The 14,077-nt window shown below is 69.7% G+C and carries 12 protein-coding genes and 1 pseudogene; 8 read left to right on the forward strand and 5 right to left on the reverse strand.

All coding sequences use genetic code 11. From position 1 onward, the window contains the following. Window positions 1–589, forward strand: a pseudogene (locus VF697_RS27920) (hypothetical protein); the annotation flags it as partial. 48 nt (window positions 590–637) lie between these two features. On the opposite strand, the gene VF697_RS27925 reads toward VF697_RS27920, so the two are convergent. Together VF697_RS27925 and VF697_RS27930 are read right to left on the reverse strand one after the other, a co-directional pair. Continuing rightward, window positions 638–1,237 carry a hypothetical protein gene (locus VF697_RS27925; protein ID WP_331099776.1) on the reverse strand — a complete coding sequence of 200 codons (600 nt, stop codon included), beginning with the start codon at window positions 1,235–1,237 and terminating at the stop codon, window positions 638–640. 3 nt (window positions 1,238–1,240) lie between these two features. Beyond that, the gene (locus VF697_RS27930; RefSeq protein WP_331099777.1) at window positions 1,241–1,789 is read right to left on the reverse strand and encodes a DUF4920 domain-containing protein; all 549 of its coding nucleotides are present in this window, start codon (window positions 1,787–1,789) and stop codon (window positions 1,241–1,243) included. Between the two features lie 66 nt (window positions 1,790–1,855). Here VF697_RS27930 and VF697_RS27935 point away from each other — a divergent pair, with 66 nt between their 5' ends. Together VF697_RS27935 and plsY are read left to right on the forward strand one after the other, a co-directional pair. Then, on the forward strand, window positions 1,856–2,287 hold the full coding sequence (locus VF697_RS27935; protein ID WP_331099778.1) for a DUF2752 domain-containing protein: 432 nt from the start codon (window positions 1,856–1,858) through the stop codon (window positions 2,285–2,287). Window positions 2,288–2,294: 7 nt separating this feature from the next. Then, window positions 2,295–2,876 (forward strand): glycerol-3-phosphate 1-O-acyltransferase PlsY, encoded by a 582-nt coding sequence (gene plsY, locus VF697_RS27940; RefSeq protein WP_331099779.1) that lies wholly within the window; start codon window positions 2,295–2,297, stop codon window positions 2,874–2,876. Here the strand turns inward: plsY and VF697_RS27945 are convergent. The 3 genes from VF697_RS27945 to VF697_RS27955 form a co-directional block, all read right to left on the reverse strand. Further along, on the reverse strand, window positions 2,793–4,034 hold the full coding sequence (locus VF697_RS27945) for a THUMP domain-containing class I SAM-dependent RNA methyltransferase (RefSeq protein ID WP_331099780.1): 1,242 nt from the start codon (window positions 4,032–4,034) through the stop codon (window positions 2,793–2,795). The genes plsY and VF697_RS27945 overlap by 84 nt on opposite strands. Before the next feature lie 71 nt (window positions 4,035–4,105). After that, entirely contained in the window at window positions 4,106–4,387 is a 282-nt protein-coding gene (locus VF697_RS27950) for an antibiotic biosynthesis monooxygenase family protein (RefSeq protein ID WP_331099781.1), read from the reverse strand. A gap of 48 nt (window positions 4,388–4,435) precedes the next feature. Beyond that, window positions 4,436–7,552 carry a DNA translocase FtsK gene (locus VF697_RS27955; protein ID WP_331099782.1) on the reverse strand — a complete coding sequence of 1,039 codons (3,117 nt, stop codon included), beginning with the start codon at window positions 7,550–7,552 and terminating at the stop codon, window positions 4,436–4,438. Window positions 7,553–7,737: 185 nt separating this feature from the next. Here VF697_RS27955 and VF697_RS27960 point away from each other — a divergent pair, with 185 nt between their 5' ends. The 5 genes from VF697_RS27960 to VF697_RS27980 all read left to right on the forward strand — a co-directional run. Beyond that, window positions 7,738–8,067 (forward strand): zf-TFIIB domain-containing protein, encoded by a 330-nt coding sequence (locus VF697_RS27960; protein WP_331099783.1) that lies wholly within the window; start codon window positions 7,738–7,740, stop codon window positions 8,065–8,067. A 19-nt stretch (window positions 8,068–8,086) separates the two neighbouring features. After that, window positions 8,087–8,374, forward strand: a complete 288-nt coding sequence (gatC, locus tag VF697_RS27965; protein WP_331099784.1) for an Asp-tRNA(Asn)/Glu-tRNA(Gln) amidotransferase subunit GatC — start codon at window positions 8,087–8,089, stop codon at window positions 8,372–8,374. A 4-nt stretch (window positions 8,375–8,378) separates the two neighbouring features. After that, the gene (gene gatA, locus VF697_RS27970) at window positions 8,379–9,839 is read left to right on the forward strand and encodes an Asp-tRNA(Asn)/Glu-tRNA(Gln) amidotransferase subunit GatA (RefSeq protein WP_331099785.1); all 1,461 of its coding nucleotides are present in this window, start codon (window positions 8,379–8,381) and stop codon (window positions 9,837–9,839) included. A gap of 22 nt (window positions 9,840–9,861) precedes the next feature. Beyond that, window positions 9,862–11,304 (forward strand): Asp-tRNA(Asn)/Glu-tRNA(Gln) amidotransferase subunit GatB, encoded by a 1,443-nt coding sequence (gatB, locus tag VF697_RS27975; RefSeq protein WP_331099786.1) that lies wholly within the window; start codon window positions 9,862–9,864, stop codon window positions 11,302–11,304. 154 nt (window positions 11,305–11,458) lie between these two features. Next, on the forward strand, window positions 11,459–14,077 hold a 2,619-nt coding region (locus VF697_RS27980), incomplete at its 3' end, for a choice-of-anchor D domain-containing protein (RefSeq protein ID WP_331099787.1).

A 14,077-nucleotide genomic window follows, 5' to 3' on the forward strand; every position in this document is an offset into this window, starting at 1 on the left:
GGCCCCCGTGGGCCCGGCCTTCACCCGCATCAACGAGGTGCGCCAGCGCGTGCCCGTCAATGACAAGGGAGAGCCCGATCTCGGCTTCATGCAGGAGGCCCTGCGCGTGTTCGACGAGCGCGCCGCCCGCGCGTTCGACGACCTCGCCGAGATGCTCGCCAAGGCGGGCCACACCGAGCACGCCGATGCCTTCGCCGACCTGGAGGAGTTCCTCCTGCCGGATCGCCGGGGCGTCGCCAAGCCCATCATCCGCGCGGCCAAGGGCGAGCGGGACCCGGCGCTCGAGGAGCTGCAGAAGGTGGCCACGGATGGCTCGCGCGCGCCCATCTCGCGCGTGCTCGCCGTGGACGGCCTGCTGCACCTGGGGGCCAACGACAAGGTCATCGCCGTGGGCCGCCCCCTGCTGGAGGAGGCCGAGCGCACCCAGGACTGGCACCTCGCGTTGGATCTGCTGGCCCGGCTGGAGCACTCCTACAAGCAGCTCGGGGAGCGCTCCTCGCTCACGGCGCTCGCCCAGGACCGCGCCCGCATCGAGAAGGCGCACGACGTGGCCCACCCGGGCCACCGGCGCCAGCAGCACCAGCACTGAGCACCCGGTGTGTCCCCTCTCCCGCTTCCAGGGGGAGGGGAGCGGGGCTCAGTAGGGTACGTCGTCCTCTCGGGGCTGGGCCGTCTCCGGCTCGGGAGGCGTCTCCCCGGCGGCCTGGGCCTCCCCGGCCGCGGGCTGGCCTCGGCGGGGCAGGGGGATGAACTTCACCTCGGGCACCGCCTCCTGCACGTCCTTCACCGGCACCACCGCGCCCACCGTCGTGTAGCGGATGGCCCCCGTCTGCGTGAACGTGTGCCGCAGCTCGTAGGACTTCGCCCTCGGCAGGAACCACTCGCGCACCGCCTTCAGCGGCAGCACGTGCAGCTCCCCCTGCGCCAGGAACACGTACACCAGCAGGTCCGCGCCGCTATAGAGGAAGCAGCCCGGGGTGTCCCGCTCCAGGTTGGACACCAGCTCGAAGAAGTAGCGGCGGCGGCGCGGCTGCCGATCGCCCTTCACCTCGATGCCGCGCACCTCTCCCGAGGGCAGCTCCCACAGCAGGTCCACCCCGCGGTGCTGGAAGCGCGGGTCGTCCTGCACGTCATGGACGCGGGAGGTGGGCTCGGTGGCCAGGAGCCAGTCGCGGGCGTACTGCACGGCCCGGTCGGCCGCGCCCATCACACCCCTCATGCTGAAGCTGCGTGCCATCGCTCAGCGTCGCAGCTCGACGCCCGTGGCCACCATCTGCACCTCGCGCGGCTTGCCGTCGCCGCCGCGGGGCACCGTGGCGCCCTCGGCCTCGTAGTGCTTGGCCATGGCGTCGCTCAGCTCCGTCACCTTCACCACGCCCTCCACCCGCGCCGCCGCGCCCGCCGAGTCCAGCGGCACGAAGAAGCCGTAGTCCTTGAACGTCACCCGCACCCCGGCGCCCTTCGCGCCCTCGGCGAGCTCCATCCAGCACCCCTTCTTCGAGCAGGCCTTGCGCACCTGGCCCTCCACGCGCACCGTCTTGCCGTCGTGGGCCTGCGGCCTGGCCAGCAGCTCGGACAGCGTCACCGCCGGAGCCCCCTTCAGCGCCTCCCCGCGCGTCAGCGTCCAGCCCGCGGTGGGCTTCGCGTCGGCTGGCGGGGGCGGGTGGGGGCAGTCTTCCTGGACGGCGGGCTTTGCCGCGGGCTTCTGGGCCGCCGGGGCCGGAGCCTCGGCGAGTGCCATGAGGGGAAGGGCGAACAGCGTCACCAGGGCGGAGCGGAAGGTCTTCATCCCTCACCGATAGCCCGAAGCCTTTGTCCGGGCAAGGCGCCCGCCATCCCGGTTACACTACTCGACGTGAAGGTCACCCTCCCCACGCCCAACCGTACCCTCGGCTTCACCGACGCCCTCGGCCTCGTGGGCCTCCTCGGGCTGCTCGTCGCCCGCTACATCCCCGTGGCCCGGATCATCCCCTTCTGGGGCTGTGCCCTGCGGGAAACGACGGGCTGGCCATGCCTCGGCTGCGGGCTGACGCGCGTGGCGGACCGGGTGGCCCACCTCAACATCGCCGGGGCCTGGGACGTCAACCCGCTCGGCACGGTGGCGGCCCTCTTCTTCGCCCTCATGGTCGTGGTGACGGTGCTGCACCTCGTCTTCGCCATGCCCGTGCCCCAGGTGGAGCTCTCTCCCCGCGAGTGGCACCGGGTCCGCATCGCCGCGGCCATCCTCGTGGCGATCAACTACGCCTGGGTCATCGTGAAGACGAAGTTCCCCTACCTGCTCACCTAGGCTCCTCGTGCTCGCCGCCGCCCTCCTCCTGCTCGGCTACCTGGCGGGCTCCATCCCCTTCGGCGTGCTGCTCACCCGGTGGTTGCGCGGCGTGGACGTGCGCCAGAGCGGCAGCGGCAACATCGGCGCCACCAACGTCACCCGCGTGGCCGGCAAGAAGCTCGGCGCCGTGGTGCTGCTGCTGGATGCCCTCAAGGGCTCCCTCGCCGTGGCCCTCGCGCTGTGGCTCCTGCCCGAGCGGCCTCCACTCCATTCGGCCGTGGGCCTCGCCGCCTTCCTCGGCCACGTCTACCCCGTCTGGCTCAAGCTGAACGGCGGCAAGGGCGTGGCCACCGCGCTCGGGGTGCTCGTCGTGCTCGTGCCGCTGGCGGCCCTCGCCGGGGCGCTCGTCTACGCCGGGCTCGTGGCGGCCTGGCGCGTCAGCTCCATCGGCTCCCTGGCCGGCGGGGTGACGGCTGTCATCACCGCCTTCCTCACCGCCCGCGCTCCCGAGTACGCGTGGCTCTCAGGCCTGCTCTTCGCCCTCATCCTCTGGACGCACCGCAGCAACATCCAGCGCATCCTCCGCCACACCGAGCGGCGCTTCTGAGGCCCAGTCCTCGCGGGCTCGCCTCGCCGGGTAGCCGAGCAGCGTGCACGCGATGGGGCCGTTCCACAAATCCCTCCGGGTGCTGGGGCGCGCATGGAAGGCGCTCTCGAAGGCCGGGTTGCCCGAGAGGACGAAGATGCGCCAGCCCGGCGGCCGGAGGGTGTCCCCCAGCTTGAAGTAGAAGCTCTTCATGCCCTTCTGGCCGCCCGAGCCCAGCCGGTCTCCGTAGGGCGGATTGGTGAGGAGCAGGCCGCCCGAGGCGGGCAGGGGAGGGAGCTTCGTCGCATCGCCCTCCTCGAGGAGGATCTCCTCCGCCAGCTTCGCCGCCTTCACGTTGCGCCGCGCCGCCTCCAGCGCCTCCGGGTCCTTGTCGAAGCCGAGGATTGGCACCGCCACCTTGCGCTCGTTCCTGCGGGCATCCGCGCGCATGTCCGCGAGCAATTCGCGGGCGCGCTCGCCCAGGTGCGGCCACTTCTCCACCGCGAAGTCGCGGGCGATGCCGGGAGCGCGTCGACGGGCGATGAGTCCCCCCTCGATGAGGAGGGTGCCCGAGCCACACATCGGGTCCACCAGCGCCTCCTCCCCGGTGTAGCCCGCGGCGCGCAGGATGGCCCCGGCGAGCGTCTCCTTCATCGGGGCCGCTGTCGGTCGCACCCGGTAGCCCCGGCGGTGCAGGGGCTCGCCGCACAGGTCCAGCGAGAGCGAGAGCCGCTCGCGCACCAGGTGGGCCACCACGCCCACGTCCGGATGCCGGGTGTCCACGTCCGGGCGCGCCTTCAGCTTCTCGCGCATCCGGTCCACGATGGCGTCCTTCACCTTCAGCGCCACGAAGCCCGTGTGGCTGTGCTCGCTGTCCTTGAGCGTGGCCTCCACCGCGAAGGTCGTCTCCGGGGTGAGGTGCTCCTCCCAGGGCACGCTGGCCACGGCGTCGTACAGGCCCTGGGCGCCGCGGGCCTCGAACTCGCCCAGCGGGTAGAGGACGCGCATGGCGATGCGCGACCAGAGGCACACCTTCAGCGCCTCGTCGAGCGAGGCCATGAAGCGCACCCCGCCCCGGTCCTGTCGGATGCGACGCGCGCCGAGCTCCTTCAGCTCGTCGGCCAGGAGGTCCTCGGTACCGCGGGCGGTGGTGGCGAAGAGGGCGAGACGTTCAGCCATAGGGGGGCTCGCTCTATACGGCGGGAGGCCCGGTGGGAACCGGGAAAGCCGCTGTGGCCCTCAGAAGGTGCTCACTGCGCCACCACCTCGTACATGCTGAAGGTGGCGTCCTGTCTGGCGCTCGCCGCCTTGGTCGCCTTGAAGTCCTCCGACTGGAAGTAGGCCTTCAGGCTCTCGCGGTCCCTCCAGCGCGTCACCAGGAGGAACTCGGGCTCGGGCTCGAAGGAGCGCAGCACCTCCAGCCCGAGAAATCCCTCGTACTGGTCCACCCGCCGCGAGCGCTCCCGGAAGGAGGCCTCCAGGAGCTCGGCCTCCTCGGGTGACGCACGAAAGCGGTTGATGGTGACGATCATCTCTGAGGGCAACCCTCGCGGGCGGGACGTGCATCCCGCCCGGAGGGACTACGCGGCGCCGGCTCCGGGCATGTCGCCCACGCCGCGGATGAGTACCTCGCGCGGCTTGGCCCCGTCCGCCGGGCCCACCACGCCGTCGCGCTCCATGCGCTCGATCATGCGCGCCGCCCGGTTGTAGCCGATGCGCATCTTGCGCTGGAGCATCGAGATGGACACGGCCCGCATCTCGCTCACCGTCGCGAGCGCCTGGTCGTACAGCTCGTCGGACAGCTCGTCCTCCTCGCCGCCACCGCCCTCGCTGTCCTCCTCGCGCGGCTTGAGGATGGAGTCGTCGTAGACGGGCTTGCCCTGGGCCTTGAGGTGGTCCACGGCATGCTTGATCTCATTCTCCGAGACGTAGGCGCCGTGCACGCGCTGCAGGTGCGCGCTGGTGGGCGGCATGATGAGCATGTCGCCCATGCCCAGCAGGGCCTCGGCGCCCACCGTGCCCAGGATCGTCATCGAGTCCGGCTTGGAGCGCAGCATGAAGCTGATGCGCGTGGGGAAGTTGGCCTTGATGATGCCCGTGACGACGTCCGTGGACGGGCGCTGCGTGGCCACCATCAGGTGGATGCCGGCCGCACGCGCCATCTGCGCCAGGCGCGCCACGTACGTCTCCACCTCGCGGCTGGCCACCATCATCAGGTCCGCCAGCTCATCGATGATGACCACGATGTAGGGCAGCTTCTTCCACTCCTGCTTCTCCTCCTTGGCCGACGTCGACTCCGAGGCGGCCTCGAGCGCGGCGTCCACCGCGTCGGACATCTCATCGTCCTCGTCACCCGCGACCTCGGCGGTCATGGGCGACTCCTCGGACTCGAAGCTCACGGCCTCGCGCGCGTCCTCCAGGTCCTCTCGGGGCGCGGCGACCCCGGGGCCCGCGCTGGCCGCAGGGGACTCCTCGACCTCCACGTCCTCCGGCGTGGCCACGTCCACCACGAGCACCTTCTTGGGCTTCTTCGGCGCGGCCTTCTGGGTGGACGCCTCGGCGGGCTTCCCGGCGGCCCGCTCGGCGGCCTGCGTCTCCACCAGCTTGTTGAAGCCGGCGATGTTGCGCACCCCGGCCTCGGACAGCATCTGGTAGCGCCGCTCCATCTCCTCCACGGCCCAGCGCAGCGCGAGCGCCGCCTTCTTCGGGTCCGTCACCACCGGCAGCAGCAGGTGGGGAATGCCCTCGTAGACGGAGAGCTCGAGCATCTTCGGGTCCACCATGATGAAGCGGACCTCCTCCGGCGTGGACTTCAGGAGGATGCTCATGATCATCGAGTTGACCGCCACGGACTTACCCGAGCCGGTGGTACCCGCGATGAGCAGGTGGGGCGCCTTGGCCAGGTCGAAGACGTACGGCATGCCCTCGATGTCCTTGCCCACGCACATGGTGAGCCGGCTGCCGGCCTTCTGGAAGACGTCCTGCTCGGCGATCTCCTTGAGGTACACCGTCTCGCGATCGCGGTTGGGCACCTCGATGCCCACCACGCCCTTGCCGGGGATGGGGGCGACGATGCGCACGCGCATGGCCTCCATGGCCATGGCCAGGTCGTCCTGGAGCGCGGCGATCTTGCTCACCTTGATGCCGGGTCCCGGGAGGAACTCGTACATGGTGACCACGGGGCCGGGGCGGATCTCCACCACCTCGCCCGAGATGCCGAAGTCGGCCAGCTTGGCGCGCAGCTTCTCCGCGGTGGTGAGGAAGGCGTCCTTGTCCAGCGCCGAGCGCTCCTTCTTCTCGATCTCCAGCACGTCCAGCGGGGGCAGCGAGAAGCTGGTCCGGCCGCCCACGAACTGGAACTGCTCCGGGTCCTTCTTCTTGGCGACGACGGCGGTGGGCTTGGGCGGGGCCTTGGGCTCCACGATGAGCGGCGTGCGCGCCAGCGCCGAGGGCGGAGCCGGAATGATGGCCGAGGGCGCGGCCGGAGCCGGAGCGGGCGCGGCGGCCAGGGGCGGCGCGGCCACGGGCTCGGCGTCCATGGCCGAGGCGGGCAGCTCGTCGGCCGAGGTCGGCCCGGTGACGATGTTCGGCGTCTTGCGCTTGCCGCGCGGGGAGATGTCCGCGGCGGGCGGCGGGGTGGGCACCGAGTTGGCGGCGCCCGAGGGGGCGAGGAAGGACGCCCACACCGGATCCGCTCCCGGAGCCGGGCGGACGGTGGGCGTGCCAGCCACCGCGGGCTGGGCGGCCTCGGCGGGCTTCTTCTCCCGGGCGTCGCGCGTGGCCAGCTTCGCCGCCTCGCGGGCCTCGCGCTCGGCCTTCTTCGCGGCGGCGGCGCGGTCCTTCTCCTCCTGGCGGGCGAGGCGCACGGCGGCCTCGGCCATGGCCTCCTCCTCGGCGGCCTCGGCCTCGGCGGCCAGACGCTCGGCCTCCTCCAGCTCCGCCTCCTCCTCTTCAATCTGGGCGAAGAAGGCGTCGTCCTCCTCCTTCTCCAGGGCGGCGCGCTCCTGGCGCTCCTTGTAGGCCACCTTCTGCTGCTCCCAGAAGGCGACGGCGTTCTCCTGCACGCGCCGGCCGAGCACGCACGCGCCGGCCCACGCCAGCGAGCACAGCTTGAGGAAGGTGTACTGGGTGCCGACGATGAGGGCGGCGGCGCACACCGTCGTCACCAGGATGATGGTGCCCACGGTGGAGAAGAGCCCCACCAGCATGCCGCCGAGCGTGGCGCCCACGAAGCCCCCGGGCGGGTGGGCCTGGCCGGGCTGGTTGCCGAGGAAGAGCTGGGCCAGCACCGCGCCGCTGAGCGTCAGCAGGACGAGTGCCACCATCTGCGGCCAGCGCCGCCGCTCCCGGTTGCCCACGAAGACGACCATGGCGGCGTAGACGCCACACAGGGGGAGGAGATAGGCCCACACCCCGAGCATGCCGCGCAGGCCCTCGGCGATGAGGTGGCCGATGGGCCCCACCGCGTTCTGGAAACCGGGCCCCTTGCGGTCTCTCGCATCGAAGGTGGCCACTGAAATCAACGACAGCACCGAGGCAGCCATCAGGAAGAGGCCCACGAGCGCCCGTTGGCCAGGTCCCGCGACCGCGCCTCCGCCGCCCTTCTGGGCCTTCTTCTCCGCCAGCGCCTTGCGGCGCGTGGCGATGTCCTGCCTCGAAAGGACCGACTTCTCCGCTCTGGCCTTCCGTTCCGCCATGACTTCCTCACACTCCCCGTAGCGGGCTGTAGCAGCCGTTCGCGGAGTGTAGGGAGGGAGGGGGGACGGTCAATTTTCCGGCCGGCCGTCCGGAGGTGTACCACCCGGCCAAATTGAGGCACCGGGCGAAAGCGGAGCATGTATCTTGCCGCCGCTGAGTATCAGTACCTAAGGAGACCTACATCATGGCCACCCAGGACAAGCCGTCGTCGACCGAAGAGGAGTACTTCGCGCGCGAGGAGATCGAGAAGAAGCGCAAGCTGGCCCTCCAGCAGTCCCAGTCGATGGTCACCCAGCAGCGCGAGGACCTCAAGAAGCTGCACTACATGAAGTGCCCCAAGTGCGGCATGGACCTGCAGACGCTCACGCGCGGCGACGTGGACATCGACACCTGCTTCAACTGCCACGGCGTCTTCCTGGACGCGGGCGAGCTGGAGCGGCTGATGCACCAGTCGGGCCACGAGAACAGCGGCAAGTGGATGGGCGCCGTCCTCAACCTGTTCAAGAACAAGTAGTCCCGAGGAGGTCCGGCCCATGAAGCTCACCGTCGAGCAGGTCCGCCATGTGGCCACCCTGGCCCGCCTGTCACTGACGGCCGAGGAGGAGGAGCGCGCCGCCACGCAGCTCTCCGCCATCCTCGACGCGGTGGCGCAGCTCCAGGAGCTCGACGTGAGCGGGGTGGAGCCCACCTCGCACGCCACGCTCGCGTCCTCGCTGCTGCGCGAGGACGTGACGCGGCCCTCGCTGCCGCCGGAGAAGTCGCTGGCCAACGCGCCGGCCAAGGTGGGCACCAGCTTCGCCGTCCCGAAAATCCTGGAGTGACGCCATGCAGCTGACCGACCTCACCCTGCTGGAGCTGGCGGCGAAGCTGGCCTCGCGGGAGGTGACTTCCGTGGAGGCCACCCGGGCGTGCCTGGCGCGCATCGCCCAGGTGGACGGGAAGGTGAAGGCCTTCCTGCGACTGGACGAGCACGGCGCCCTGGCCGCCGCCGAGGCCAGCGACAAGCGCCGCGGGGAGGGCAACCCGCTCGGGCCGCTGGATGGCGTGCCGGTGGCCGTCAAGGACATCTTCCTCACCGAGGGCGTGGAGACGACGTGCGCCTCGCGCGTCCTCCAGGGCTTCGTCCCACCGTATGACGCCACCCCGGTGCGGCTGGTGAAGGAAGCGGGGATGCCCATCCTCGGCAAGCTCAACCAGGACGAGTTCGCGATGGGCTCGTCCAACGAGTCGAGCGCCTTTGGCCCCTGCCACAACCCGTGGGACGTGACGCGCACGCCGGGAGGCTCCTCGGGAGGCTCGGCGGCGGCGCTGGCGGCGCGCGAGGTGTTCGGCACGCTGGGCACGGACACGGGCGGCTCCATCCGCCAGCCGGCGGCGCTCACCAACACCGTGGGCCTCAAGCCCACCTACGGGCGCGTGTCGCGCTATGGCGTCATCGCCTATGCCTCCTCGCTGGACGCGCCGGGCCCCATGGGGCGCACGGTGGGGGACGTGGCCGCGATGCTGCAGGTGCTGGCCCGGCATGACCCGCTGGACTCCACCTCGGCGCCGGCGGACGTGCCGGACTACCGGGCGGACCTGGAGCACGGGGTGGCGGGGCTGAAGCTGGGCGTGCCGCGCGAGTACTTCGTCGAGGGCATGGATCCCGAGGTGGAGGCGGCGGTGCGCTCGTCCCTCGAGGAGTACGAGCGGCTGGGCGCCACGCTGGTGGACGTGTCGCTGCCGCACACGAAGTACGCGCTGGCCACGTACTACCTGCTGGCCCCGGCGGAGGCCTCGGCCAACCTGGCCCGCTACGACGGCGTGCGCTACGGCCAGCGGGCGCGCGACGCCAAGGGCCTCAAGGAGATGTACGGCCTGACGCGCGACCAGGGCTTCGGCCCCGAGGTGAAGCGCCGCATCATGCTGGGCACCTACGCGCTGTCGGCGGGCTACTACGACGCCTACTACCTGAGGGCGCAGAAGGTGCGCACGCTCATCCGCGAGGACTTCACGAGGGCCTTCACCCAGGTGGACGCGCTGGTGACGCCCACCTCGCCGGTGCCGGCCTTCAAGCTGGGCGAGAAGGTGAACGACCCGCTGTCCATGTACCTCATGGACGTCTGCACGCTGCCGTGCAACCTGGCGGGGCTGCCCGGCCTGTCGCTGCCGTGCGGCTTCACGAAGGCGGGCCTGCCCATCGGGTTGCAGCTCATGGGCCGCCCGTTCGACGAGGCGAAGCTGTTGCGGATTGCTCGGGCCTTCGAGCGCGAGCACGACTTCACGCGCCGCCTGGCCCCCATCTGAGAGAGGACTTCCAGGAGACGCCATGCCCCTGAGCGATTTCCAGCCAGTCATCGGGCTCGAGGTTCACGCCCAGTTGCTGACGCATACGAAGATTTTCTGCGGCTGCTCCACCGCGTTCGGCGCGGCGCCCAACCACAACACCTGTCCGGTGTGTCTGGGTTTGCCCGGGGTACTGCCGGTGCTCAACGCGAAGGTGGTGGAGTACGCCATCCGCACGGGGCTGGCGCTCGGCTGCACCATCAAGAAGACGAGCGTGTGGAGCCGGAAGAACTACTTCTATCCGGACCTGCCCAAGGGCTACCAGATTACCCAGTTCGACCAGCCCATCTGCGAGTGGGGCCAGCTCACCGTCGACACGCCCGAGGGTGCGAAGGTCATTCGCGTGCGCCGCATCCACATGGAGGAGGACGCGGGCAAGAGCGTGCACGACGCCTCGGCGAGCGAGAGCCTGGTGGACCTCAACCGCGCGGGCGTGCCGCTGCTGGAGATTGTCAGCGAGCCGGACCTGCGCAGCGCGGACGAGGCGGTGGACTACCTCAAGGCCCTGCGGGACGTGCTGGTGTACCTCGGAGTGAATGACGGGAACATGGAGGAGGGCTCGCTGCGCTGTGACGTCAACGTGTCGGTGATGCGCAAGGGCACCACGGCGTACGGCCAGCGGGTGGAGCTGAAGAACATCAACTCGTTCCGGTTCATCAAGCAGGCCACCGAGTATGAGATCTCCCGGCAGGTGGACCTCCTCGAGTCGGGCGGGAAGGTGGACCAGGAGACGCGGCTGTACGACCCGAACAAGGGCGTGACGCGCGCGATGCGCTCGAAGGAGGAGGCGCACGACTACCGCTACTTCCCGGAGCCGGACCTGCCGCCGCTGCACGTGACGGACGCGCGGATCGACGAGGTGGCGAGGTCACTGCCGGAGCTGCCTCGGGCGAAGGTGACGCGCTTCATGAGCCAGTACGGGCTGCCGGCCTACGACGCGGGGATTCTGTGCGCCGAGCGCCCGCTGGCGGACTACTTCGAGGCGGTGGCGCAGCACTTCAAGGACTACAAGCGGCTGTCCAACTGGTTCCTCGGAGAGCTGCTGCGGCTGCTCAAGGAGGAGGGCGGGAGCGTGACGACGCTGCGCTTCTCGACGGTGCAGTTCGCCAACCTGCTGGGGGCGGTGGAGAAGGGGAGCATCTCGGCGAACGCGGGCAAGGACGTGTTCGGGGAGATGTTCCGCACGGGGAAGGATCCGGAGGCCATCATCGCGGAGAAGGGCCTGGCGCAGGTGAGCGACACGGGCGCCATCGAGGCGGTGGTGGACGAGGTGCTCGCGAAGAACGCCGGCGAGGTGGAGAAGTACAAGGCCGGCAAGAAGCACATCTTCGGCTTCTTCGTGGGCCAGGTGATGAGGGCGATGAAGGGCAAGGGCAACCCGACCCTGGTCAACGAGCTGCTCAAGCAGAAGCTCGGGGAGTCGTGACGCCTCGGCGTAAGTGATTCCACGGAGGCTCGGTTCCCTCGCCCTCTGGGAGAGGGTGCTGGCCCCCCTACACTTGGGGCCGCGGGCTCGTATAGAGTCCCGGCCCTCTTTGTTGTGAGGGGGACATTTGTTCCGATTTGGCGTTGCAGTCGTGATGTGTCTGGGCCTGCTGGCTTCCTGCGGACCCAATGACTCGCAGGGGGCGGTTTCAGAGGACTCGCGGGGGCGGACGTCAGCCCATTCGCAGGTAGCCGCTTCGCTGACGGGCAGCTCCCGTGTGAACCCGACTTCGCTCGTGTTTGGGGCGCAGCGTGTGAACACCACCAGCGCGGCCAAGAGCATGGTTGTGACCAACACCGGCACGGAGACGCTGACGATCAGCAGCATTTCCGTCAACGGGCCCTTTGCGCTCGTCGGTCCTCCGAGCATGCCGATGGCGCTGTCGCCAGATGACAGCCACGTTTTCTCGGTGGCGTTCATCCCGACTGCCGAGGGCTCGGCCACGGGTACCCTCACCGTGACCACCAACGACCCGGACAGGCCCACCCTGGTCGTTGCCCTGGCCGGCACCGGAGTGATGCCCCGCCTGGATGTGAGCCCCAGCCCGCTCGCGTTTGGCGACGTGCGTGTGGGCACCACCGTCACGAAGACGGTGATCGTGAAGAACGTCGGCACCGGCCCCATCACCTTCACCAGCCTCTCCACCGAGGCGGGTTCCCCCTTTGAACTCGTCACTCCGACGACCGTGCCGTTCACGCTGGCCTCGAACGAGCAGGTGGTGGTGACGGTGAAGTTCAGCCCCACCGCCGAGGGAGCGGTCACCGGCACCCTCGTGCTCGGCACGGACGACCCGGCCATTCCCAACGTTACCGTTGCCCTGTCGGGTTCCGGCGGGAAGGCCACCCTCTCGCTGAGTTCCACCGTGCTCGATTTCGGCACCGTGCGCGTGGGGACGAGCAGTGCGCGCACCGTCACCGTCACCAACACGGGCTCCATTGCCGCCACGCTCCAGTCCCTGTCCGGTGTGGCCGCCCCGTTCTCCGTGACGGGCTTCGACCTGCCGAGGACGCTCCCCGCCGGCGCCGCCGTCTCCTTCACGGTGAACTTCAGCCCCACCACCTCGGCGGCGGTCACCGGGCGCGTTACCGTGGTGAGTGACGCCGTCAACAGCCCTCACGAGCTGACTCTCTCGGGGACGGGTGCCACCGCGGTGGCGGAGCTCTCCCTGCCCAGCCGCCCGGGTCAGACCGTGCTCGACTTCGGTGAGGTGCGGGTGAACACCAGCAAGGTGGAGACGGTGCGGCTCACCAACAAGGGCGGTGTCCCGCTCACCTTCAAGCAACCCGTCCTGTCCGCCAGCTCTCCGTTCTCCTCCAGCGGACCGAGCACGCTGACGCTCCCGCCGGGTGCCTCCGTCGACTTCCAGGTGTCGTTCAAGCCGACGGAGGGTGGCATCGCCAATGACACCCTCGTCGTCGAGTCGGACGCCACGAACAGTCCGTCGCTGCTGAGCCTGACGGGCAAGGGGACCTCCTCGGAGGCGAAGCTCGATCGGGACAGCATCTTCTTCGGAGACGTGCGGGTGGGGTCCGAGAGCGCCAGGCTCCCCGTTCGCATCAGCAATACGGGCACCGCCAGGCTCACCGTTCAGAGCCTGTCCGTGGTGGGCCCCTTCACCGCCACGAGCGATGCCACGCTGCCCGTCGAGCTTCCCGTGGGTGGCTCCACGACCTTCTCGGTGGCCTTCAAGCCCTCGGCGTCGGGGGCCGCGACTGGCTCCGTTTCCATTCTCACCGATGCCAACGTCGGGAGCGCGCTGAAGGTGGTGCTCCAGGGCAATGGCACCGTCTCGGCGCTGAGTCTGTCGGTGGCCGCGCTCGACTTCGGCACGCAGCGCGTGAGGGAGACCAGTGGCGCCCAGCCGGTGGTCTTCTCCAATGTCGGCAAGGCTGAGTTGGAGATCAGTGACCTCCTGTTCTCCGACGCCGTGTTCGCCATCTCCCCCGCCCTTCCGCTTCCTCTCAAGATCCCGGCGGGCCAGAGCAAGGTCGTGTCCGTGACCTTCACGCCGAAGGCGCTGGGCGTGGTGAGTGGCAAGCTCTACATCATCAGCGATGCCTTCGAGACGCCCGCTCCCCTGGAGCTGAAGGGCAAGGGCGCCGACGGACAGCTCAGCCTGACTCCCAGCTTCCTGTCCTTCGGGGGTGTGGAGGTGGGCACCCTCGGCACGCAGCTGGCGGTGACGCTCTCCAACACGGGTGAATACCCGCTGACGCTCACGGAGGTCGTCAAGCCGACGGAGGCCTCGTTCTCCATCTCCGGGCTCACGCCCGGGCTGGTGTTGGACCCGGGCGAGCAGCGGCCGTTCACCGTCACGTTCGCACCGACGAAGCGTGGCTACCTGGCGGACACCGTCGTCATCAAGAGCGATGCCCGGCTCAAGCCCTCCTACTCGCTGGCGGTGTCCGGTACGGGAATGGCCCCTGCCGTGGAACTGCTGCCCAAGGACATCAACTTCGGCAAGTCCAACGTGGGGGGGACCACAAGCCAGGGCCTTGCCATCAAGAACGTGGGAGAGCGGGACCTGTATGTCTCGAACATCTCCTTCGCCGAGGTGGCCTCGGGCGCTCCGGGCGCGGCGCTGGACTTCACGACCGAGGTTCTCCTCCCGTTGGTGGTGAAGCCCGGGGAGAGCACCCTCGTTTCGCTGAAGTTCACTCCGAGGGCGGTGGGCCTGCGCCAGGCCCGGGTCATCGTCTATACGAATGACAAG

Origin of the sequence: Archangium sp., from assembly GCF_036388035.1 — a bacterium.
Lineage (GTDB): Bacteria > Myxococcota > Myxococcia > Myxococcales > Myxococcaceae > Archangium.

Coding starts and splice junctions, on each gene's coding strand:
- VF697_RS27930 (WP_331099777.1), bottom strand. CDS start 1,789: ATGAAGACCTTCCGCTCCGCCCTGGTGACGCTGTTCGCCCTTCCCCTC.
- gatA (WP_331099785.1), top strand. CDS start 8,379: ATGCAGCTGACCGACCTCACCCTGCTGGAGCTGGCGGCGAAGCTGGCC.
- VF697_RS27955 (WP_331099782.1), bottom strand. CDS start 7,552: ATGGCGGAACGGAAGGCCAGAGCGGAGAAGTCGGTCCTTTCGAGGCAG.
- gatC (WP_331099784.1), top strand. CDS start 8,087: ATGAAGCTCACCGTCGAGCAGGTCCGCCATGTGGCCACCCTGGCCCGC.
- VF697_RS27925 (WP_331099776.1), bottom strand. CDS start 1,237: ATGGCACGCAGCTTCAGCATGAGGGGTGTGATGGGCGCGGCCGACCGG.
- VF697_RS27945 (WP_331099780.1), bottom strand. CDS start 4,034: ATGGCTGAACGTCTCGCCCTCTTCGCCACCACCGCCCGCGGTACCGAG.
- VF697_RS27950 (WP_331099781.1), bottom strand. CDS start 4,387: ATGATCGTCACCATCAACCGCTTTCGTGCGTCACCCGAGGAGGCCGAG.
- VF697_RS27960 (WP_331099783.1), top strand. CDS start 7,738: ATGGCCACCCAGGACAAGCCGTCGTCGACCGAAGAGGAGTACTTCGCG.
- gatB (WP_331099786.1), top strand. CDS start 9,862: ATGCCCCTGAGCGATTTCCAGCCAGTCATCGGGCTCGAGGTTCACGCC.